We start from the raw sequence: 19,189 nt of genomic DNA, 5'->3' as shown, positions 1-19,189 counted from the left end.
AGAAGAAGACCGCCAAGGCAAACGTCACGAAGGAAATCACGTTGAAGACCAACGCGTGCTTCATGAACGGGATGTCTTTTCTGATTTTGAACAATTCCATGGTCTTTTCCCTTTAGTCGGCTTTCACCGCAGCGCCAGCCTCGGGCCGCCACACCGTGCCGATCGACACCGATTTGAGTTTTTTCTTGCCGCCGTACCAGAGGTTGACCAAGCCACGCGAGAAGAACACCGCCGAGAACATGCTCGTCAAAATGCCGATGCAGTGCACCACCGCAAAGCCACGCACCGGGCCGGAACCAACGGCCAGCAAGGCCACCCCCGCAATCAAGGTGGTGATGTTGGAGTCAAAAATCGTGGCCCAGGCGCGGTCGTAACCGGCATGAATGGCGGCCTGCGGGCTCACGCCGTTGCGCAGCTCTTCACGCACGCGCTCGTTGATCAGCACGTTCGAGTCAATCGCCATGCCCAGTGCCAGCGCCATCGCGGCCATGCCCGGTAGGGTCAGCGTGGCTTGCAGCATGGACAAAATGGCCACCAAAAACAACAAGTTCACGCCCAACGCGATGCCAGAGAACAGGCCGAACATGGCGTAGTAAATCGCCATGAAAGCCACGATCACCAGAAAGCCCCAGGTCACGCTGTTGAAGCCCTTGGCGATGTTCTCAGCCCCCAGGCTGGGGCCAATGGTGCGCTCTTCGATGATTTCCATGGGCGCGGCCAGCGAACCCGCACGCAGCAGCAAAGCGGTGTCGTTGGCTTCGGCCGTGGTCATGCGGCCCGAGATCTGCACACGTCCGCCACCGATCTCGGCACGGATCACAGGGGCCGTGACCACTTCGCCCTTGCCCTTTTCAAACAAGATGATGGCCATGCGCTTGCCCACGTTGTCACGCGTCACATCCTTGAAGATGCGGGCACCTTTGGCGTCCAGCGTCAGGTTGACCACAGGCTCTTGCGTCTGTCCATCAAAACCGGGTTGGGCGTCGGTCAGGTTGTCACCCGTCAAAACCACTTGTTTCTTGACGATCAAGGGGCGGCCATCGCGCTCAAGATAGCGCTCAGCGCCAAAGGGCACGATGCCACCAGCTTGCTCGGCGGCGCGCGCCTCGGTGCTCTCGTCCACCATGCGCACTTCGAGTGTGGCGGTGCGGCCCAAAATGTCTTTGGCCTTGGCCGTGTCTTGCACGCCGGGCAACTGCACCACGATGCGGTCCAGACCTTGCTGCTGGATCACCGGCTCGGCCACGCCCAGCTCATTGATTCGGTTGTGCAGCGTGGTGATGTTTTGCTTCAACGCCTGCTCTTGTACCTTGCGGGCGGCTTCGGACTTGATGCTGGCTGTCAGGCGGAACTCGCTGCCTTCGGCCGCTTCTTGGGTTTGCAAGTCGGCAAACTGTTCGGACATGACACGCTTGGCGGCTTCGAGCTGTTTGGCATCGCGCAAACGAATTTCGATGCTTTGGCCATTGCGGCTGATGCCGCCGTGGCGCACGTCTTTTTCGCGCAGCAGGCTGCGCAGGTCACCTGTGATGGATTCCACCTTTTGCGTCAGCGCCGCTTGCATGTCCACTTGCAGCATGAAGTGCACACCGCCGCGCAAGTCCAAACCCAAATACATGGGCGAAGCGTGCAAAGCCGTCAGCCAAGCGGGTGAGCGCGACACCAAATTGAGCGCCACCACAAACTGCGGATCACCGCCCTCGGGGGTCAGCGCTTTTTGGATCGCGTCTTTGGCCTTGAGTTGCTCGTCCGTATTTTGGAAACGGGCCCTGACCGAGCTGCCTTCCAAGGACACCGATTGGGGATTCACCGCAGCCGTTTTGAGCGCATCTTCGACCTTTTGCAGCGTCGAAGTGTCCACCTTGATGGTCGCCTTGCTCGAAGACACCTGCACCGCAGGGGCTTCACCAAAAAAGTTGGGCAGGGTGTAAACCACCCCCAGCAACATGGCGATCACGAGGATCGCGTACTTCCATACCGGGTAACGGTTCATAGTGACTCGCGTGCAGGGTGAAAAACCAAGCAATTACTTGAGGGTGCCTTTGGGCAACACTTGCACCACAGCACTGCGTTGCATCTGCACTTCCACGCCAGTGGCCAACTCTACCCCCACATAAGCCTCGCCCAGCTTGCTGACTTTGCCCAAGAAGCCGCCTGCGGTCACGACTTCATCGCCTTTGGCCAGCGCGTCGATCATGGCGCGGTGCTCTTTTTGCTTTTTCATCTGAGGACGAATCATCACAAAGTACAAAACTGCAAACATCAACAACAAAGGCAGCATGCTCATCAAGGTGGACTGCATGTCGCCTCCTGCAGCAGCGGCAGGAGCGGTTTGGGCAAAAGCGGAAGAAATGAACATGGAAACTCCACAAAGGGGGATGAATCTGGATTTATCGGAGCACAAACTTTGCGCCGCGCGAACGAAGCCGCCATTGTATGCGGCGCTATGATCTCTTTCGAAAGCCCTTTTACAGTGAGGTTGGCGTGGCAAATGGGCTGCGCCCAACCGAACAAACCCTGAGCCAGCAGGCCTTGAACCACCCCATCAGGACACGCCATGCACCCCGAACCAGCCGCGCCGCACGACCATGATCACCCTCATGCGCACCACCACGACCATGCGCACAGCACCTTGGGCGAGATGGACCTGCGGGTGCGCGCTCTGGAAACCCTGCTGACGCAAAAAGGCTACTTGGACCCCGCCGCCGTAGACCGCATCATCGAAACCTACGAGGTGCACGTCGGGCCACACAATGGCGCCAAAGTGGTGGCCCGCGCTTGGGTTGACCCCACTTTTCGAGATTGGCTTGTGCAAGACGCCACCGCCGCCATCGCCTCGATGGACTACACGGGCCGCCAAGGCGAGCACATGGTGGCGGTGCCCAACACCCCAGAAACGCACAATATGGTGGTCTGCACCCTGTGCAGCTGCTACCCCTGGCCGGTGCTGGGCTTGCCCCCGGTTTGGTACAAAAGTGCGGCTTACCGGTCCCGCGCCGTGATTGAGCCGCGCGCCGTGCTGGCCGATTTCGGCGTGACCCTGCCACCGGGCCAAAACATCCGCGTCTGGGACTCCACCGCCGAAGTGCGTTATCTGGTGCTGCCTGAGCGCCCCGCAGGCACCGATGGCTGGAATGAAGAACAGCTGGCCCAACTGGTCACCCGCGACGCCATGATTGGCACCGGCTTGGCCCTGAACCCCAAGGCGCTGGCATGAACGGCGTGCACGACATGGGCGGTCTGCAAGGCTACGGCCCGGTGTCCATCGAGGCCAACGAGCCTTTGTTTCATAGCGCGTGGGAGCGCCGGGCGCTTGGCGTGACGGTGGCCATGGGTGCCAGTGGCCTGTGGAACATCGACCTGGCCCGCTCGGCCCGCGAATCCTTGCCACCCCTGGACTATGTGCAAGGCCCTTATTACGCCATCTGGACCCAGGCGCTGCAAAACCTGCTGGTCGAGCGCGGCCTGATCACCACCGAGGAGTTGGCCCGGGGCCAGCCCATCGCACCACCCGTGCCGGGCGTGCGGGTCCTCCAAGCCCATGAGGTCGATGCGGCGCTCGCCAAAGGCAGCCCCACCAACCGGCCGAGCACCCAAGCGCCGCGCTTTGCCGTGGGCCAGCGCGTGCGGGCCTTGAATCTGAACCCCCAAGGCCACACCCGGCTGCCGCGCTATGTGCGGGGACACGTCGGCACCGTGGTGCTGCACCACGGCAGCCATGTTTTGCCCGACCGGCATGTGAACACCATGCTGCCCCCTTTTGATGGCATGGCCGAGCACCTCTACACCGTCGTCTTTGACGGCACCGAGCTGTGGGGCCCTCAAGCCGAAAGCGGGCACCAAGTCAGCGTGGACGCCTGGGAGTCTTATCTGGAACGGGCATCGGCATGAACACCATCCTGAACGACCTGGCCCAAATCTGCGGCGACGGCTTTCCCATGCCCCCCACGGCCAACAACGGCGCCGTTTTTGAAGAACCTTGGCAAGCCCACGCCTTCGCCATGACTTTGCAACTGCACGAGCAAGGCGTTTTCACCTGGCCGCAATGGGCCCAAGCCCTGACACGAGAAATCCGTGCGGGTCAATCCCGGGGCGAAGCCAGCGACGGCAGCCTGTACTACACCCACTGGCTCAACGCGCTGGAGCAGTTGGTGATCGAACACCAACTGGGCACGCCCGAGGAAATCCATGACCTGGAGCATGCCTGGGCCGATGCGGCCGAGCGCACACCCCACGGCCACCCCATCGTGCTGGAAGACTCAGAAAGAGGCTCCGTTTGAACCTGCGTTTGTGGGCCATGCTGGCCTTGTTGACCAGCTTGACTTCTCTGGCCATCGGCACCTCGTTTGCCAAGAGCCTTTTTCCTGCCTTGGGGCCTGAGGGCACCACCGCCTACCGCCTGGTCTTTGCCACCGTGATGCTGATGGCCGTGTTTAGGCCTTGGCGTCGCCGCTGGGTGTGGGCCGATGCGCTGCCGCTGGGCCTGTACGGCGTGACGCTGGGCATCATGAACCTGCTGTTTTACAGCGCCATCCAGACCATCCCCTTTGGCGTGGCGATCGCCATCGAGTTCACCGGCCCGTTGGCTGTGGCCGTCTGGACCTCGAAAAAGCCCAGTGACTGGCTGTGGGTGGCGTTGGCCGCTTTGGGATTGGGCTTGTTGTTGCCCTTGCCCGGGGCCGATGCGGCTGCAGCGCTCGACCCACACGGCATGGCTTTCGCATTGGCGGCAGGCGTTTGCTGGGCGCTGTACATCGTGTTTGGCCAACGCGTGGCCCAGCGCTACGGCAGCATGGCCACCCCAATGGGCATGTTGGCCGCGGCCTTGGTGGTGGCCCCCGTTGGCATTGCGCACGCAGGCAGCACCCTGCTGGACCCGCAATGGCTGGCCGCGGGCTTGGCCGTGGCGCTGTTGTCGAGCGCCGTGCCTTATGCGCTGGAAATGTTCGCACTGAAGCACTTGCCCAAAAACACCTTCAGCATTTTGCTCAGCCTGGAGCCCGCCGTGGGCGCCTTGGCCGGGTGGTGGGTGCTGGCCGAAAGCCTGACGCTGTCTCAGGGGCTGGCCATTGCCATGGTGATGGCCGCCTCTATGGGCACCGCTTGGTCAGCCGGACGCTCGAATTCAGCGGGGGCTGTTTAGCCAGCGGCCCTCACTTTGGTTTGGGCTCTTCGGGTTTGGCCTCGGCCTTGGCATCGGGCTTGGCTTAAGGCTTGGCCTCCGATTGACCACCTCCCTTGGCGTCGCCCTTTGTGTCGCCCTTTGTGTCGCCCTTTGTGTCGGATTTGGCTTCGGCCTTGGGGTCACTCTTGAGTTTTTCCAGCTGCTTGAGCAGCCAGCTGCGTTTTTCCAGACGCTCTTGCTCCAGGCGCTCCAACTCTTTGATCCGACGTGCGTACTCGGCCTCGGCCTTGGCTTTGCGCTCTCGGGCTTGGGCGGCAATGGCTTCTATCGCCTCTTTCTCTTCGCGCTGTCTGGCCTCTAACGCCGCCTTCAGTTGGACTTGCTCTTGGGCCAGCTCTTGGTCCTTCAGGGCTTGTTCCTGCTTTTGACGGGCCACTTTGGCGCCCGAAATTTCTCTCACACCCGTGCCCCAAGGCTGTTTGTCCAACTGGCGGCGAATGGCCGCATCGGTCGTGATGGCACGGGTCTTGCCGTTTTCGGTGGCGGTGTAAAAACCCTCGCACCGAGTCTTCACACCCGATTGCACACAGGAAAAGCTTTTGGGGTTTTCCTCGCCCCACACTTTTTTCTGCGCCAAGAAGGCATCACACTGCCCCATCGCCTGCTGGATTTTCCAATCCTCGGGGCTGGATTCTTTGTCGTTCACATCGAACCACTCGTAACGCACCCGTTTCAGTTGCAAGGCCGTGCGCACGCACTCGGCCTTGGCCGGGCCCATGGCGGCCAAAACAGTGCGCCATGAGGCCCTCAAGGCCACGTTGTCCTCCACCACTTGAAACTGCGTGCGGCCTTGGGTCGGGCAGGCGTTGACGACTTCATCGTTGACACGTTTGGACTTGCCGCGCCAAGTGACCGTGACGGACTCGGCATCTTGGGGTGTGATGTCGATGCGGGCCTCAAAGTCAGGCGCTCTGACTTGCCGCTCCACACTGGCTTGACCCTGGATCGTGATTTCCAGATTGCACAACTGCTCGGCGTTTTGCACCCGCGCGGCCACCACCACCGCGTTGGGCTGATCGGCCAATAAACGGTATTGGCCCGCCTGCGACAGCCCGACGAACGCCAGCCCCCAAGACAACAGGGTCAGCAAACCGAGGGCTTTGGAGGTACGGCAGAAAATGAAATGTGATTGCATGACAAGGATGAATCGGCTCGAAGCGCAGATTCTTGATGGCCCCGGTCAGCGCCCCACAAATACCGGTTTTCGACGCTGGGCAAACGCCGCACGCCCTTCGGCAAAGTCGGCACTGCGGCTGGCCAACTGTTCGCGCTCGCGCAGCCGAGCCATGTCGACCTGTCCTGCTTCGATTTCGCACAAGGATTTTTTGGTTTCTTGCAGCGCCAAAGGGGCCAAAGCCAAAATGTCCTGCACCAAGCTTTGCAAGGTGGCCGCAAAAGCCCCAGGGCTGACCAAGGCTTCGAACAGCCCCATCGCGTCGAGTTGGCTGGCCGTGAAAGGCCGCGCCGTCAAAAACGCCCGCTTGGTCGCCGCCAGACCAAAACGGCTCACATAACGCTGCAAGCCACTGGGGTAGTAATGCAGGCCCAGCGCCGTAGCGGGCATGCGCCACTCGATGCCCTGCAAGCCAACGCGCAAGTCGCAGGCCAGCACCACGTCGGTGGCCCCGCCGTACACGCTGCCGTTGAGGGCACAAATCGTCACCGGCCGAAGTTGGGCCAAGGCATCGGGTATTTCTTCAAAAAAGATCGCGCCATGGCCGGGTTCGTCAAACCCGCCAATGTCATACCCCGCACAAAACACCGGCTTGGGCTGACCCGCCGTGTTGGCGGTCAGCACCACCACGCGCACTTCTGGGTCGCGGTCGATGCGCTCAAAGTGCGTCAACAAGGCTTTGAGGTCGCCATTTTCCAAGCGGTTGCGCTGGGCTGGGCGGTTCAAGGTGAGGGTGGCCACTCCTCCTTCGATCTGCAAAACGGGGGCTGAGGCTTGCGCAAATTCTGATGACATGGGTGATTTCCAAAACAAAAAGGGTGCCCGAAGACACCCTGATTGTAGGAAGCTGGCCCTTCTCAGGACCGGCTTGTTGAGAAGAAACTCAAGCCTTGGCTTTGGCCTTGGACATAACAGACTTGACCGAAGCTTCGGCTTGGGCTGTCGCAGCTTTGATGTTCGACTCGGCTGTGTCAGCGGCTTGCTTGGCCACTTTCTTCAGGGTTTCAGCAGCCGTTTGACCCGCTTCGAATGCGGTTTTAATGACGGCCACAGCAGCGTCAGAGCCAGCGGGTGCGTTTTTCAGGCTGTTTTCAACCAGGCTTTTGACCGCTTGCTCGGACTCGGCCATTTTGCCCTCGACGGCCTTGGTGAACACGGCGCTGGTGCTGTTGGCGATGTCCGACAGGTGACGGCCGTAAGACACGGTCTTTTCGATGGCAGGCTGCACCAATGAGGCTTGCACAGCCATCATGTCTTGAGGTGTCTTGGCACCCATCAAGGCCTGCATGTTGGCAAAAGATTCGCCCACAGCGGCTTTGCCAGCAGCCATGTTCAGCTCAACCAGGCGCTCGAAACCGGCAAACGCGGTTTGCGACAGGTCAGCAGCAGCCGATAGGTTGGCTTTTTGGGTGGCAGCGAATTGTTCAGCATTAAAGTTCATGGTGTGTTCCTTGGAAAGGTTTGTTGCAATGCAGCAATTTGAACAGCATGTCCGACCACTTGCAAGGGAAAACCCGCGCTTTAGAGTCACCTCTCCAATTGGGTGCGCGACCCCCAAGTCACTACACTTGGTGACATGGTCATTCCGGCCCAAAAACAATGCATTTATGGAATTTCTCAGTCTGCTGTTCATTTTGGCCACGGGCATCCACTGGCTCAACACCCAGGGCCAGCGCCAACGCACCGCTTTGCTGGCCGAGCAATTGCGCCCCTACCAGATTGAAAAACACATGGAACAACTCACCAGCGCTTACATGCGGGCGCTGGGCGAAACCGATCCCGAACGGCAAGAGCACATCTTGCAACTTCAAGAGCAAGCCGAACAGCAACTGGCCCACGAGTTCCAAAATTTGGCGCGGGAATTTGCCAAACTGAGCGCCCCCCCCACGCGAGGCTTCAAGCTGTCGATTCCCCACATCGACCAACTTTCGCCCAAATTCACGTTCGACATGCGCCGGCTGTTGCAAGTGCACGCCCAAGGCATTGAGCGCACGGTGAGCAACCTGCACGGACTGCCCCCCAAAGAACGCTCATTCCAGATGATGGGCGAGATGTTTTTGATGCAGCACAGCTGCCACTGGTTTTGCAAATCCAAAAGCATCGCCTCGGCCCGCATGCTGGCCCAACACCAAACACGCTACGAACAAGCGCTCCAGGCCGTAGACCCTGAAACGCGCCAAGCTTATAGGGACGTGGTGCAGGGCTGAAGGCCCTGCGCACTCGCAGCGCCCATCCCTTTACAGCCCAGCCTTTAGCGCCCCAGCGATTGCAGCGCCGCCTGCGCAATGCTGCCCGCGTCCACCGCAAAGAATCGGCGCAGCGCCGCTCGCGTGTCGCTGCGGCCAAAACCGTCGGTGCCCAGCGTGCTATAGCGGCGTCCGTCTGGCACGAAAGCGCGCACGCTCTCGGGCACGGCCCGCACGTAGTCGGTGGCGGCGATCACCGGGCCTTGGGTATGGGCAAGCAAGTAAGCCAAGTGGCAGGCGTTCTCTGCTTGCGCCATGCCGTCCCGGGCCAATTCGCTCCAACTGGTGATGCTCAGCACCTCCACACCTACGCCTTGCGCCGCCAGTTGCTCAGCGGCTTGGATCACTTCGGTCAGAATCGCGCCCGAGCCGAGCAAGGTCACGCGTTGGGCGGCATCGCTTGGTCCATACACGCCAAATCGATATCCACCGCGCAACACATCGGCCTCGACGCCCGCAGGCAAGTCAGGTTGCGCGTAGTTCTCGTTCATCAGGGTGATGTAATAAAACACATCGGCTTGCTGCTCGACCATCTCCCGCATGCCCGCGTCCGGGATCACCGCCAGCTCGCCCGCAAACGCCGGGTCGTAGGCCTTGCAGTTGGGGATGGTGGCCGCCACCAAGTGGCTGCTGCCGTCCTGGTGTTGCAAGCCCTCACCGCCCAAGGTGGTTCGCCCCGATGTGGCGCCCAGCAAAAAGCCACGGGCGCGCTGGTCGGCGGCGGCCCAAATGGCGTCGCCCACCCTTTGGAAGCCGAACATCGAGTAATAAATGTAGAAAGGCAACATGGCCAAGCCGTGCACGCTGTAGCTGGTGGCCGCTGCCGTCCAGCTGGCGATGGCCCCCGCTTCGCTGATGCCTTCTTCCAAAATCTGACCGTCGGTGGCTTCGCGGTAGCTCAGCACCGAGCCGATGTCTTCCGGCGCGTAGCGCTGGCCCACGCTGCTGTAAATGCCCACCTGCTTGAACAGGTTGGCCATCCCGAAGGTGCGCGCCTCGTCGGCCACGATGGGCACGATGCGAGGGCCCAGCGTGCTGTCTTTGAGCAAGCCGCCCAGCATACGCACAAAGGCCATGGTGGTGCTCATCTCTTTGCCATCGGCCTGCAGCGCAAACTGCGCATAACTGGTGATGGCGGGCACGGGCAAGCGGTCGCAGGTCGTCTCGCGCTTGGGCAAACTGCCACCCAAGCGGGCGCGGTGCTCGCGCAGGTAGTGCATCTCGGCGCTGTCGTCGGCGGGTTTGTAAAAGGCCAAGCCCTTGGCCTGCTCGTCGCTCAGCGGCAGGTCAAATCGGTTGCGGTACTCGATCAGGTCCTGCTCGTCGAATTTTTTCTGGCTGTGCGTGGTCATCTTGCCCTGGCCTGCGCTGCCCATGCCAAAGCCTTTTTTGGTGTGCGCCAAGATCACCGTGGGCTGACCACGGTGCGCTGCCGCAGCGGCATAAGCGGCGTGGATTTTGACGATGTCATGGCCACCGCGCTTGAGGCGGTCGATCTGCTCGTCGGTCATGCCCTGCACCAGCCGCGCCAGTTCTTCGTTTTGGCCAAAGAAGTTGTCGCGGTTGTAGCGCCCGTCCTTGGCGGCAAAGGTCTGCATTTGGCCGTCCACCGTGTGGGCAAAGGCGCGCAGCAAAGCGCCTGAAGTGTCGCGCGCCAGCAAGCCGTCCCAGTCGCTGCCCCACACCAACTTGATGACGTTCCAGCCTGCACCGGCAAACAGCTTTTCCAGCTCATCGATGATGCGGCCGTTGCCGCGCACCGGGCCATCGAGCCGCTGCAAATTGCAGTTGACCACCCACGCCAGGTTGTCGAGTTTTTCTCGCGCAGCCAAGGTGAGCGCGCTCATGCTCTCGGGCTCGTCCATTTCACCGTCGCCAAACACGCCCCACACCTTGCGGGCGCTGCAGTCTTGCAGCTGGCGGTGCGTCAGGTAGCGCATGAAACGCGCGTGGTAGATCGAGCTGATCGGCCCCAAACCCATCGATCCGGTGGGGAACTGCCAAAAATCGGGCATCAGCCAAGGGTGCGGATAGCTCGACAAACCCCGTGCGCCACTGTCTGGCGCGGTGATTTCTTGGCGGTAGTGCATCAGGTCCGACTCGCTGAGGCGGCCTTCCAGAAAAGCGCGGGCATACACACCGGGTGCGCTGTGCGGCTGGAAGAACACCAAGTCCCCCTTGTGCTGTTCCGTGCGCGCATGAAAGAAGTGGTGAAAGCCGGTCTCGAACAAATCGGCCACGCTGGCGTAACTGGCGATGTGCCCGCCCAACTCGCCATAGGCCTGGTTGGCGCGCACCACCATGGCCAGCGCGTTCCAACGCATGATCGCCACCAAGCGCTCTTCGGTCGCCAGATCACCCGGAAACACCGGCTGGTCATCGACGGCGATGGTGTTCATGTAGGGCGTGTTCAGCTCAGGCTGCCAGCCGGTGCGGTGCTGCCGCGCGACGCGGGCCAGTTCGTCCAAAATCTGCCGGGCCCGCTCTGGGCCTTGCGAGCCGATCAGCGACAGCAAAGCATCGCGCCACTCGGCGGTTTCTTCGGGGTCGATGTCGTCAGTGTTCATCAGGGTGCGGAGCAGGGGTTCAAAGGGTGCGTTCATGCCATTCACTGTACAGAGACAAGCGGCGCATGTGCTGCGTATTTGCACCTCAAAGCCCCTACTTTGAAGCACAATATACTGAAATTAAAAGGAATTCAGCACATGAATCTGGACAACTTGGACTTGAAAATACTGGATGAGTTGCAGCGCGATGGCGCGCTGTCCAACGTGACGCTGGCCAAACGCATCGGCCTGTCGCCCTCACCCTGCCTGGCCCGCGTCAAGGCACTGGAAAGCCACGGCGTCATTCAGCGCTACGTGGCGCTGGCCAGTGCGGCGGCGCTGGGGCTGGGCCTGACGGTGTTCATCTCCATCAGCCTCAAAACCCAAAGCAAGGCCACCTTGGCCGACTTTGAAGCGCACATTGCGCGGCACGACGAGGTGATGGAGTGCTATTTGATGACCGGCGACAGCGACTACCTGCTGCGCGTGGCGGTGCGCGACATGGCGGCGCTCGAACGCTTCATCCTGGAACAACTCTCACCCATTCCAGGCGTCGAAAAAATCCGCTCCAGCTTTGCGCTCAAACAGGTGCGCTACAAAACGGCGTTGCCTTTGGGCTTGGTCTGAGCAATCAGGCGCAAGTTGCTGTCAGCAATTGGCCTTCTGAATTGACGCCGACCAACTCACACCCGGATCGAGAACCCGCCGTCCACGGCCAAGCATTGGCCGGTGATGTATTGGGCTTCGTCGGACGCCAAAAAGGCGGCCGCCTTGGCAATGTCCCAACCCGTGCCCATGCGGCCGGTGGGGCACATCGCATGGCGCTTTTCCACCATCTCTTCATGCGAGGCGTACTGCCCAGCAATGGCTTTGTAAATGTGTGGCGTGTCCATCATGCCGGGCATGATGGCGTTGACCCGGATGCCTTGGCGCGCGTATTCAAGCGCCATAGACGCGGTGAGGTGGTTGACCGCCGCTTTGCTGGCGTAATAAGCCGGATAGGGGTAACCGGTATAACGGATGGCCGCCAGCGATGAAATGTTGACAATCGCGCCCTTGCCCTGCCGCACCATGACGGGCAACACCGCCTGGCAAGTCAAGAACACACTCTTGAGGTTCACGTCCATCGCGTGATCCCATTCCCCCTCGGTCAGGGTTTCCATCGTGCCCATGGCCGGCAAGCCCACGTTGTTGTGCAGCACATCGATGTGCCCAAAATGCGCCACGATTTCGGCCATCACCGCGTTCACCTCATCGCGCTGGGTCACATCACAGCGCCAGGCCAGCGCTGTGCCGCCCTCGGCGCGGATCAGGTCCACCGTGGCCTGCGCAGCGTCCAGCTCGATGTCGATGGCCGCAATCGTCGCCCCGTCTCGGGCATATTGCACCGCCGCCGCTTTGCCGTTGCCCCAACCGGGACCCACAGAGCCTGCTCCGCACACCACGGCCACACGGCCATCAAAACGTCGAGACATGTCTGAACCCCTCGAAAAATAAACGGCCTGTGCGCCCTTTTCAGCGCCCACCGATCACGGATGGCAACCACAAGGAAATCGCTGGCACAAAGGTCACCAGCAACACCACCCCGATGGCGGCGGCCAAGAAAGGCAACACTTCCCGATTGACCTCGTCCGAACGCGCCCCGGCAATCAGCGAACCAATGGACAGGCTGATCGCCACCGGCGGCGTGATCAGACCGATCAGCAAATTGATGCCGACAATCATCGAAAAATGGTAAGGGTCAATGCCGAATTTGGCGGCCACCGGGTAGAGCACCGGACACAGCAACACCAAAGACGGTCCGTTTTCCATGAAAGTACCCACCAGCAGCAGCAGCACGTTGACCAGCAAGAGAAACAGCATCGGGTTGCCGATGGAGCCGAGCATCCATTCGGCAATGCGCTGCGGTGCTTGCTCGTAAGCCAGGAACCATGACACCACCTGAGCCCCTCCCAGAATGATCATGATGACGGCCGTACCGCGTGCGGACCCCACCAGCGCCAGCCAAAGCTTGCGCAAGTTCAGCTCGCGGTGAATGAAAAACCCCACCAGCAGCGCATACACCACCGCCACCGCTGACGATTCGGTCACGTTGAAGATGCCCGAACGGATGCCCACAATCAAAAAGACCGGCATCGCCAATGCCCAGAAGGCCAGCTTGAACTCACGCCAAATGCCCGCCAGGTTCACCGCCTCCGCCGCCGGGTAGCCTCGGCGCCTGCTGATCACCACCGCAACAACCATGATCGCGCTGGCGTAAAGCACGCCTGGTATCACGGCGGCAATGAACAGTTTGAGCGGTGACAAATTGGTCAACACACTGATCATCAAAAACGTGATGGACGGCGGAATGATCGGCCCTACCACGTTGGCGGCTGCCGTCAAAGCGGCAGAAAACCCCCGCCCATAACCGGCCTTGATCATGGAGGGAATCAGCACCTTGCCCAGCGCCGAAGTGTCGGCAATGGCCGATCCTGAAATGCCCGACATCAGGGTGGCCGAGGCCACGTTGGTCATGGCCAGTCCACCACGAAAACGGCCAAACACGGCATTGCAAAAACCCAGCAAACGGTCGGTCATCCCGCCTTGCGACATGAGTTCCCCGGCCAGCAAAAACAGGGGAATGGCCAAAAGTAAAAAGCTGTCCAGCCCCTGATACACCTGCTGGGGCACGATCATCAGATCAATGTCACCGACAAACACCACCGCAATCGTTGCCGACAGCACCAGCGCAAACGCGACCGGCACCGCCAAAAGCAACAGCACTGTCAAGGACAGCAACAGCACACCAAGCATCGTCATCTGGGTATCACTCCACCGGCAAGATCGAATCGACAGCCGGCGTTTGTCCGCCTAGCCGCGCGAGCGCCAAGACGAGCGCCAACAACACAGCACCAACAGCCATGGCTGAATAGGGGATCCCCATCGGAATCTCCATCGCCGCAGACTCCTGATCGGCATTGAGCATGGCAAAACGCACCCCCGCCCAGCCCAGCACGCCAGCGGTGGCCATCACCGCCGCATCACGCAAGGCCAGCAACACCACCCTCACGCGCGGTGACACCGCATTGATCAGCGCCCCCACCGACACATGACCGCCATTGCGAAGGCATGCGCCAGTGCCCAGCATGGCGATCCACGCCACCAACATCCGCGAGATCTCCTCTGTCCAAGCAGGTGCTCGGCCGATCACGTAGCGCCCAAACACTTGGTAGAACAAGATCAGCGCGACCGCCAGCAGCATCAGACCCAAGATCACGTCAAGCGTGCGCTCGATGCGCATTGCCCAGGCGATCGCAGCGTTCGGAGGCCGCGCCTTCGCGGCCTCACCGACTGCCTGCATCACTTGACGGCCGCGAACTTGGCCGCCCAGGGGGCGAGTTCCGGGAACTCCTTGGCGATACCACCCAGGCGGCTGCGCACCGCCTCGCGGTCGATGTCATTGAACTGCATGCCCGCCTTGGTGAGTTTGTCACGCAAACCGCTCTCCATTTTTGCCATTTTGTCGCTGGCCTCGAGCATGGCACGGTCGCCCTCTTCCTTGAGCAGGGTCTGCACGTCAGCAGGCAAACGCTTGAAGCGCGCATCTGAATAAATCCAGGTCATCGCGCCGATGATGTGACGGGTATCGATCGCGTATTTTTGAACTTCGTTGAACTTGAAGTTATCGATGAACTCCAAAGGGTTCTCTTGACCATCGACCACACCTTGTTGCATCGAGGTGAAGAGCTCGGCAGCGCCCATCGGCACAGGGCTGGCGCCCAGCATCTCCCAAGTCATCCGGTACATCTTCAGCGGCGGCACGCGCAGCTTCAGGCCCTTGATGTCATTGACATTCTTGACCGGCTTGTTCGAAGTCAGCCAACGCGCGCCGCGGTAGCCCGCGCCGATGATGCGAAACGAGCTTTTCTTGGCCACCTCTTCAATGAACTCGGCGCCGACTGGACCGAAGTAAACCTTTTTGAAGTGGTCCAGGTCGCGGATCAAGTAGGGATAGGCCTCCAGACCGGGCAGCGGGTTGTAGCGGTCGAGGGTACCGATGGACTGCAGCACGATGTCGTTGGTACCGATCTTCAGACCTTCGATCGAGGCAGGCCAATCGCCAGTTGAGCCGCTGGCCGCGATCTGGATTTTCACCTTACCACCCGAGCGGGTCTCGACCGCCTTCGCATACGCCTCAGCAGTTTCAAACCAGATGTTGCCGGGGTTGTAGACGTGCGCCATTTTCAGGACGATGGGGGCCTGCGCCCATGCCGGGCCGGCAGACATGCCAGCCACCACAGCTACGGCACCAAGTGCCTTGAGCAATGCGCGTTTGTTCGTCTTCAACATTTTGAGAGTCTCCTGAATGGGGTGAATAATTTCTCGGCAGCCATAGTGTTCTTGCTGCTTGAATCAGTATGTCACCCGCTCACCGCATGCCTAAAAGGGGAAAACCCTAAGGGCCCTGTTCACCGGCACGGCAACAGTTACCTGCGGGACACACCGCCATCTTTTAAAAGCCCAGTGGGTTGAAGTACAAGGGTGCTGGGCCCCAAGTGACCGTCCAGGCTATATGGATGATCTCAAGCCACCCACTCGGGCTTTCAAATATGCCCCCACCTGATACCGGCTGGTGCGCTGCAGGCCCATCAGTAAGGCGTGGTCGAGCTCGGTGAAGCCGTAGCGGGTTCTGAGGTCATGCTGCATCTGCGCCAGCAAATGCGCGGCCATCTCTGCATCAGCCAAGGCTCTGTGGGCGCGTCCTGACGAAGGCAAATGATGCAGGGCCGCCAGCGTGCCCAGCTTGTGGTTGGGCGCTTGCGGGTAGAGGCGGCGCGACAACAACACGGTGCAAGCATAAGGATGCGACGCATCCTGCCCACATCGGGCCAACTCGGCCTGCCAGAACTTTTTGTCAAACGCCGCGTTGTGCGCCACCATGGGCCGCCCGGCCACAAAGCGAGCCGCCTCGCGCATCACCTGCTCTGCGGGGGGCGCGGCTTGCACCATCTCGTTGGTGATGCCCGTGAACTGGGTGATGAAAGAATTGACCCGCACCCCGGCGTTCATCAGGCTCTGAAACCGGTCCACCACCTGCCCACCCTCAAGCATGACGATGGCCACCTCGGTGGCGCGGTCGCCCATATTGGGGGAGATGCCCGTGGTTTCGAAGTCGATGATGGCGATGGAGGACATGGATGGGGCAGCGGGCATTCGGGGGAACTGTTCAAGCTTATCCGAAGGCCCTGCCAACCGCGCCCCAAAGACCTGCACAATGTGAAAGAAACTTCATTCGCTCAAGCCCATGCACCCCGGCCCCATCCTCTTTTGCGGCGACCCCCACGGCCAATGGCAGCACATCATCGATGCGGCCCTGCAAACCGATGCCCGCGCCGTCGTCTTGCTGGGCGATCTGGAGCCAGCGCGCCCGTTGCACATCGAACTGTCGGCCATCCACAAACGCGTCTGGTTCATCCACGGCAACCACGACACCGACCACCCGGACAACTTTGCCAATGTGTGGCACAGCGAAATGGCAGACCGCAACATCCATGGCCGCGTGGTCACGCTGCCTTGCGGCACCCGCATGGCCGGTCTGGGCGGCATTTTTCGCGGCGCGGTGTGGTACCCCAAAGACGGTCAAACCCCCAAGTTTCGCAACCGCGAAGAACACGCGAGCCTCACCCCGAGCCAAGACCGCTGGCAAGAAGGCGCACCCCTGAAACATTGGTCAAGCATTTACCCCGACGAAGTCGATCAACTGGCCACGCTGCAAGCCGACATCCTCATCACCCACGAAGCGCCCGGCTACCACGAACACGGCTTTGCACAACTGGACGAACTGGCCCGCCGCATGGGCGTGCGCACCACGGTGCACGGCCACCAACACGACAACATTGACAGCAGCGCGCGTTGGGCCGAGCAAAGGTTTGAAAGCTATGGGGTGGGGCTGCGGGGGCTGATGGCGTGGCCTTGAGCGTGATGCCTTGGTGGCGAAGTCTTTCGAAAATAAGAGGAAGCGGGTAAACCCCTAAAAAAGTCAACAACCAAACGATTGTTTTGCAAGACTCCAATCGATAGCATGAAGGGGCACACATCAATTTCCGCCATTTGGCAACTTTGAAAAACGACTAGGAGTCAACGATGAAGAAACATTTTCTGTTTACCTGCGCTGCACTGGCACTTGCACTACCCTCGCAAGCCCAAGATTACCCATCCTTGTCATTGAAGATGGCACACCCTCTGGCGCAAACCTTTCCGGGTGCCGAATGGGACAAGTGGTTTGCTGAAGAAATTGAAAAACGATCTGGCGGAAAGATCAAAATTCAAATTTTCTGGTCTGGACAGCTGGGTGGCCTCACAGAAATTAAAAACCTGGTCGGAAATGGCGCAGTTGACATTGGCGTGTTCGCACAAGCTGTTCATGCAGCGGAACTGCCATTGACATCCGTTTCGGCTGGCCTGCTCAATCGCGTATCTGCTGATGCAAAGACAGGTTCTGAATTGGCACGTGCCAGCTATGCCACAAAATCTGTGACTGATGAACTTCAGGCTCAAAACCTCAAAGTCATCAAGTGGACGGTACCCTCCCCTTACAAACTGCTTTGCAACAAGGCGATCAACACATCCGCCGACCTCAAAGGATTGAAAGTCAGAGCGGTTGGCGGCGCCTATGTGCCCATTTGGATGGAGGCTTATGGCATGGTGCCAACGCGGGTTCAAGCGACCGAAATCCGTGAAGGTCTGCAGCGTGGAACGCTCGATTGCAACTTCGGTCCGATTGAATGGACGCCTTTTTCAGACCTCCAAAAAGTCGCCCCTTATCTTTCCGATTTGAATACGGGCTCCTTCACGACCTTCCAGATGTATGTCCCTGCTAAGGTCTACAACGCATGGCCACGCTCGGTGCAGACCTTGTTCACGCAAGTGGCTCAAGAAGCCATGCAAAAAGACCTGGCAGCTCTGCCCAAAGTCGAAGCCGATGCGATGGACAAATTCAAAGCCACAGGTGGCAGCATCGTTCAGATGAAAGATCTGCAAAATTTCATCACGCGTTCGCCTGACATGATCCAAATCTGGGTCGACAAGTCCACGAAAGACGGCATGGGCGAGAAGATCAAAGAATTGATTCCTCTGCAAAGGAAAGCTGCGCAAAGCTTTGCAAACTCGCGCAATTGATATGACTGTCAAATGAACAAATTGATTCATTGGACAGAGAAAGCGGCACTGGCGGTCTGCGCTGGTGCCGTTTTCATGATGATGATCGTAGGCGCGATAGACATCGTGATGGGCAATGTGCTCGGTTTTTATTTATCGTACAAAGTTGAATTGTCCGGGACGCTTTTAGCAAGCAGCATTTTTTTGGCTTGCAGTCCTGTCCAACGAGGCAATGAACATATTCGAGTGGATTTGTTTGAATCCAGCATGGGGGATAAAACCAAAAAAGCAACCACGTTTCTTGGCACCCTTTGTGGCCTTTTATTTATTGGCTTGATCACCTACGGACTCTGGCATCAAGCCATCAATAGTGTGATGATTTTTGAGGTCTCGGCAGACACTTCAGGCTTTCCAATTTGGCCCTGGAAGTTGGCATGCCCAATTGGCGCAAGTCTTTGCGTTCTGACCATGATCGGTCAATTGACTCAGCAAATTTTCACGTCCTCACCATTGAAGGAAAGCACGTGATTACGGGACTGATCGGTTTTGTAGCCATGCTTTGCCTGTTGGGTTTGGGTGTCCCTGTCGCTTACGCAGTGGGTACCGTTGCTATCGCTGGCATCTTTTATGCTGTTGGATCCACTTTTTTGTTGTCCACCATCCAATCCCTGCCCTACGCATTTGCAAGTGACTACAACTTTGTCGTTGTTCCCTTGTTTGTTTTGATGGGCACTTTGGCATCTCGAGCCGGGATCATCACCGATCTGTACAAAGCTGCTTTTCAGTTGACCAGTCAAATTCGTGGAAGCCTGATGATGGCGACTGTGATGGCACAAGCCATGTTTGCAGCCATATCGGGCTCAACAACCGTCGCAGCAAGCATCTTCACGCGCATGGC

Annotated in this window: 21 protein-coding genes and 1 pseudogene; 10 read left to right on the top strand and 12 right to left on the bottom strand. The window is 59.5% G+C overall.

Going from position 1 to position 19,189, the window contains the following annotated elements; genetic code table 11:
- From Q0O19_RS09135 to yajC, 3 genes and pseudogenes are all read right to left on the bottom strand, one after another.
- Positions 1-100, bottom strand: a pseudogene (locus Q0O19_RS09135) (protein translocase subunit SecF); the annotation flags it as partial.
- Positions 101-112: 12 nt separating this feature from the next.
- On the bottom strand, positions 113-1,993 hold the full coding sequence (secD, locus tag Q0O19_RS09130; RefSeq protein WP_295522214.1) for a protein translocase subunit SecD: 1,881 nt from the start codon (positions 1,991-1,993) through the stop codon (positions 113-115).
- Positions 1,994-2,026: 33 nt separating this feature from the next.
- Complete coding sequence (gene yajC, locus Q0O19_RS09125) at positions 2,027-2,359, bottom strand: preprotein translocase subunit YajC (protein WP_295522213.1); 333 nt, start codon at positions 2,357-2,359, stop codon at positions 2,027-2,029.
- Between the two features lie 198 nt (positions 2,360-2,557).
- On the opposite strand from yajC, the gene nthA reads away from it, so the two are divergent.
- From nthA to Q0O19_RS09105, 4 genes are read left to right on the top strand one after another with little or no spacing between them, the layout of a single operon-like run.
- On the top strand, positions 2,558-3,217 hold the full coding sequence (gene nthA, locus Q0O19_RS09120) for a nitrile hydratase subunit alpha (RefSeq protein WP_295522211.1): 660 nt from the start codon (positions 2,558-2,560) through the stop codon (positions 3,215-3,217).
- Positions 3,214-3,891, top strand: coding sequence for a nitrile hydratase subunit beta (gene nthB, locus Q0O19_RS09115; protein WP_295522209.1), 678 nt, complete (start codon positions 3,214-3,216; stop codon positions 3,889-3,891). Before nthA ends, nthB begins: the two co-directional genes overlap by 4 nt.
- Positions 3,888-4,280: a nitrile hydratase accessory protein gene (locus Q0O19_RS09110; RefSeq protein ID WP_295522207.1), complete on the top strand. Its 393-nt coding sequence runs from the start codon at positions 3,888-3,890 to the stop codon at positions 4,278-4,280. Before nthB ends, Q0O19_RS09110 begins: the two co-directional genes overlap by 4 nt.
- A 17-nt stretch (positions 4,281-4,297) precedes the next feature.
- A complete protein-coding gene (locus Q0O19_RS09105; RefSeq protein WP_295522218.1) occupies positions 4,298-5,143 on the top strand; it encodes a DMT family transporter in 846 nt (281 codons plus the stop codon).
- A gap of 64 nt (positions 5,144-5,207) precedes the next feature.
- Here Q0O19_RS09105 and Q0O19_RS09100 read toward each other — a convergent pair whose 3' ends face one another.
- From Q0O19_RS09100 to phaP, 3 genes are all read right to left on the bottom strand, one after another.
- Positions 5,208-6,320: a hypothetical protein gene (locus Q0O19_RS09100; RefSeq protein WP_295522205.1), complete on the bottom strand. Its 1,113-nt coding sequence runs from the start codon at positions 6,318-6,320 to the stop codon at positions 5,208-5,210.
- A 45-nt stretch (positions 6,321-6,365) separates the two neighbouring features.
- A complete protein-coding gene (locus Q0O19_RS09095) occupies positions 6,366-7,154 on the bottom strand; it encodes an enoyl-CoA hydratase/isomerase family protein (protein WP_295522203.1) in 789 nt (262 codons plus the stop codon).
- An 88-nt stretch (positions 7,155-7,242) separates the two neighbouring features.
- Entirely contained in the window at positions 7,243-7,800 is a 558-nt protein-coding gene (phaP, locus tag Q0O19_RS09090) for a TIGR01841 family phasin (RefSeq protein WP_295522201.1), read from the bottom strand.
- A gap of 166 nt (positions 7,801-7,966) precedes the next feature.
- Here phaP and Q0O19_RS09085 point away from each other — a divergent pair, with 166 nt between their 5' ends.
- Positions 7,967-8,566 carry a hypothetical protein gene (locus Q0O19_RS09085; protein WP_295522200.1) on the top strand — a complete coding sequence of 200 codons (600 nt, stop codon included), beginning with the start codon at positions 7,967-7,969 and terminating at the stop codon, positions 8,564-8,566.
- Positions 8,567-8,610: 44 nt separating this feature from the next.
- Here the strand turns inward: Q0O19_RS09085 and mdeB are convergent, their stop codons facing one another.
- Positions 8,611-11,208: an alpha-ketoglutarate dehydrogenase gene (gene mdeB / locus Q0O19_RS09080; protein WP_295522197.1), complete on the bottom strand. Its 2,598-nt coding sequence runs from the start codon at positions 11,206-11,208 to the stop codon at positions 8,611-8,613.
- Between the two features lie 102 nt (positions 11,209-11,310).
- Between mdeB and Q0O19_RS09075 the strand changes: the two genes are divergently transcribed.
- Positions 11,311-11,778 (top strand): Lrp/AsnC family transcriptional regulator, encoded by a 468-nt coding sequence (locus tag Q0O19_RS09075; protein WP_295522195.1) that lies wholly within the window; start codon positions 11,311-11,313, stop codon positions 11,776-11,778.
- Positions 11,779-11,834: 56 nt separating this feature from the next.
- On the opposite strand, the gene Q0O19_RS09070 is transcribed toward Q0O19_RS09075, so the two are convergent.
- The 5 genes from Q0O19_RS09070 to Q0O19_RS09050 all read right to left on the bottom strand — a co-directional run bounded on the left by Q0O19_RS09070 (position 11,835) and on the right by Q0O19_RS09050 (position 16,329).
- Positions 11,835-12,626, bottom strand: a complete 792-nt coding sequence (locus Q0O19_RS09070) for an SDR family NAD(P)-dependent oxidoreductase (RefSeq protein WP_295522194.1) — start codon at positions 12,624-12,626, stop codon at positions 11,835-11,837.
- Between the two features lie 40 nt (positions 12,627-12,666).
- Positions 12,667-13,953: a TRAP transporter large permease gene (locus Q0O19_RS09065; RefSeq protein ID WP_295522192.1), complete on the bottom strand. Its 1,287-nt coding sequence runs from the start codon at positions 13,951-13,953 to the stop codon at positions 12,667-12,669.
- A 7-nt stretch (positions 13,954-13,960) separates the two neighbouring features.
- Complete coding sequence (locus tag Q0O19_RS09060) at positions 13,961-14,494, bottom strand: TRAP transporter small permease (protein ID WP_295522191.1); 534 nt, start codon at positions 14,492-14,494, stop codon at positions 13,961-13,963.
- Entirely contained in the window at positions 14,494-15,483 is a 990-nt protein-coding gene (locus Q0O19_RS09055; protein WP_295522189.1) for a TRAP transporter substrate-binding protein, read from the bottom strand. The genes Q0O19_RS09060 and Q0O19_RS09055 overlap by 1 nt, the downstream gene beginning before the upstream one ends.
- A 219-nt stretch (positions 15,484-15,702) precedes the next feature.
- Positions 15,703-16,329 (bottom strand): 3'-5' exonuclease, encoded by a 627-nt coding sequence (locus Q0O19_RS09050; RefSeq protein ID WP_295522216.1) that lies wholly within the window; start codon positions 16,327-16,329, stop codon positions 15,703-15,705.
- Between the two features lie 109 nt (positions 16,330-16,438).
- Here Q0O19_RS09050 and Q0O19_RS09045 point away from each other — a divergent pair, with 109 nt between their 5' ends.
- From Q0O19_RS09045 to Q0O19_RS09030, 4 genes are all read left to right on the top strand, one after another.
- Positions 16,439-17,110: a metallophosphoesterase gene (locus Q0O19_RS09045; protein ID WP_295522187.1), complete on the top strand. Its 672-nt coding sequence runs from the start codon at positions 16,439-16,441 to the stop codon at positions 17,108-17,110.
- A 167-nt stretch (positions 17,111-17,277) separates the two neighbouring features.
- Positions 17,278-18,312, top strand: coding sequence for a TRAP transporter substrate-binding protein DctP (dctP, locus tag Q0O19_RS09040; protein WP_295522185.1), 1,035 nt, complete (start codon positions 17,278-17,280; stop codon positions 18,310-18,312).
- 12 nt (positions 18,313-18,324) lie between these two features.
- Positions 18,325-18,819, top strand: coding sequence for a TRAP transporter small permease subunit (locus Q0O19_RS09035; RefSeq protein WP_295522183.1), 495 nt, complete (start codon positions 18,325-18,327; stop codon positions 18,817-18,819).
- On the top strand, positions 18,726-19,189 hold a 464-nt coding region (locus tag Q0O19_RS09030), incomplete at its 3' end, for a TRAP transporter large permease subunit (protein WP_295522181.1). The genes Q0O19_RS09035 and Q0O19_RS09030, both read left to right, overlap by 94 nt.

This window comes from Limnohabitans sp. Rim8 (assembly GCF_945869175.1).
Taxonomy (GTDB): domain Bacteria; phylum Pseudomonadota; class Gammaproteobacteria; order Burkholderiales; family Burkholderiaceae_C; genus Limnohabitans_A.
This window is presented reverse-complemented; position numbering and strand designations above follow the sequence as displayed.

What these genes read in the sequence shown, in the direction of transcription:
- Q0O19_RS09110 (WP_295522207.1), top strand. Translation starts at nt 3,888, where the DNA reads ATGAACACCATCCTGAACGACCTGGCCCAAATCTGCGGCGACGGCTTT.
- Q0O19_RS09075 (WP_295522195.1), top strand. Translation starts at nt 11,311, where the DNA reads ATGAATCTGGACAACTTGGACTTGAAAATACTGGATGAGTTGCAGCGC.
- Q0O19_RS09055 (WP_295522189.1), bottom strand. Translation starts at nt 15,483, where the DNA reads ATGTTGAAGACGAACAAACGCGCATTGCTCAAGGCACTTGGTGCCGTA.
- yajC (WP_295522213.1), bottom strand. Translation starts at nt 2,359, where the DNA reads ATGTTCATTTCTTCCGCTTTTGCCCAAACCGCTCCTGCCGCTGCTGCA.
- nthA (WP_295522211.1), top strand. Translation starts at nt 2,558, where the DNA reads ATGCACCCCGAACCAGCCGCGCCGCACGACCATGATCACCCTCATGCG.
- mdeB (WP_295522197.1), bottom strand. Translation starts at nt 11,208, where the DNA reads ATGAACGCACCCTTTGAACCCCTGCTCCGCACCCTGATGAACACTGAC.
- Q0O19_RS09105 (WP_295522218.1), top strand. Translation starts at nt 4,298, where the DNA reads ATGCTGGCCTTGTTGACCAGCTTGACTTCTCTGGCCATCGGCACCTCG.
- secD (WP_295522214.1), bottom strand. Translation starts at nt 1,993, where the DNA reads ATGAACCGTTACCCGGTATGGAAGTACGCGATCCTCGTGATCGCCATG.
- Q0O19_RS09085 (WP_295522200.1), top strand. Translation starts at nt 7,967, where the DNA reads ATGGAATTTCTCAGTCTGCTGTTCATTTTGGCCACGGGCATCCACTGG.
- Q0O19_RS09045 (WP_295522187.1), top strand. Translation starts at nt 16,439, where the DNA reads ATGCACCCCGGCCCCATCCTCTTTTGCGGCGACCCCCACGGCCAATGG.
- Q0O19_RS09100 (WP_295522205.1), bottom strand. Translation starts at nt 6,320, where the DNA reads ATGCAATCACATTTCATTTTCTGCCGTACCTCCAAAGCCCTCGGTTTG.
- dctP (WP_295522185.1), top strand. Translation starts at nt 17,278, where the DNA reads ATGAAGAAACATTTTCTGTTTACCTGCGCTGCACTGGCACTTGCACTA.
- Q0O19_RS09050 (WP_295522216.1), bottom strand. Translation starts at nt 16,329, where the DNA reads ATGTCCTCCATCGCCATCATCGACTTCGAAACCACGGGCATCTCCCCC.
- Q0O19_RS09070 (WP_295522194.1), bottom strand. Translation starts at nt 12,626, where the DNA reads ATGTCTCGACGTTTTGATGGCCGTGTGGCCGTGGTGTGCGGAGCAGGC.
- Q0O19_RS09060 (WP_295522191.1), bottom strand. Translation starts at nt 14,494, where the DNA reads ATGCAGGCAGTCGGTGAGGCCGCGAAGGCGCGGCCTCCGAACGCTGCG.
- Q0O19_RS09065 (WP_295522192.1), bottom strand. Translation starts at nt 13,953, where the DNA reads ATGACGATGCTTGGTGTGCTGTTGCTGTCCTTGACAGTGCTGTTGCTT.
- nthB (WP_295522209.1), top strand. Translation starts at nt 3,214, where the DNA reads ATGAACGGCGTGCACGACATGGGCGGTCTGCAAGGCTACGGCCCGGTG.
- Q0O19_RS09095 (WP_295522203.1), bottom strand. Translation starts at nt 7,154, where the DNA reads ATGTCATCAGAATTTGCGCAAGCCTCAGCCCCCGTTTTGCAGATCGAA.
- phaP (WP_295522201.1), bottom strand. Translation starts at nt 7,800, where the DNA reads ATGAACTTTAATGCTGAACAATTCGCTGCCACCCAAAAAGCCAACCTA.
- Q0O19_RS09035 (WP_295522183.1), top strand. Translation starts at nt 18,325, where the DNA reads ATGAACAAATTGATTCATTGGACAGAGAAAGCGGCACTGGCGGTCTGC.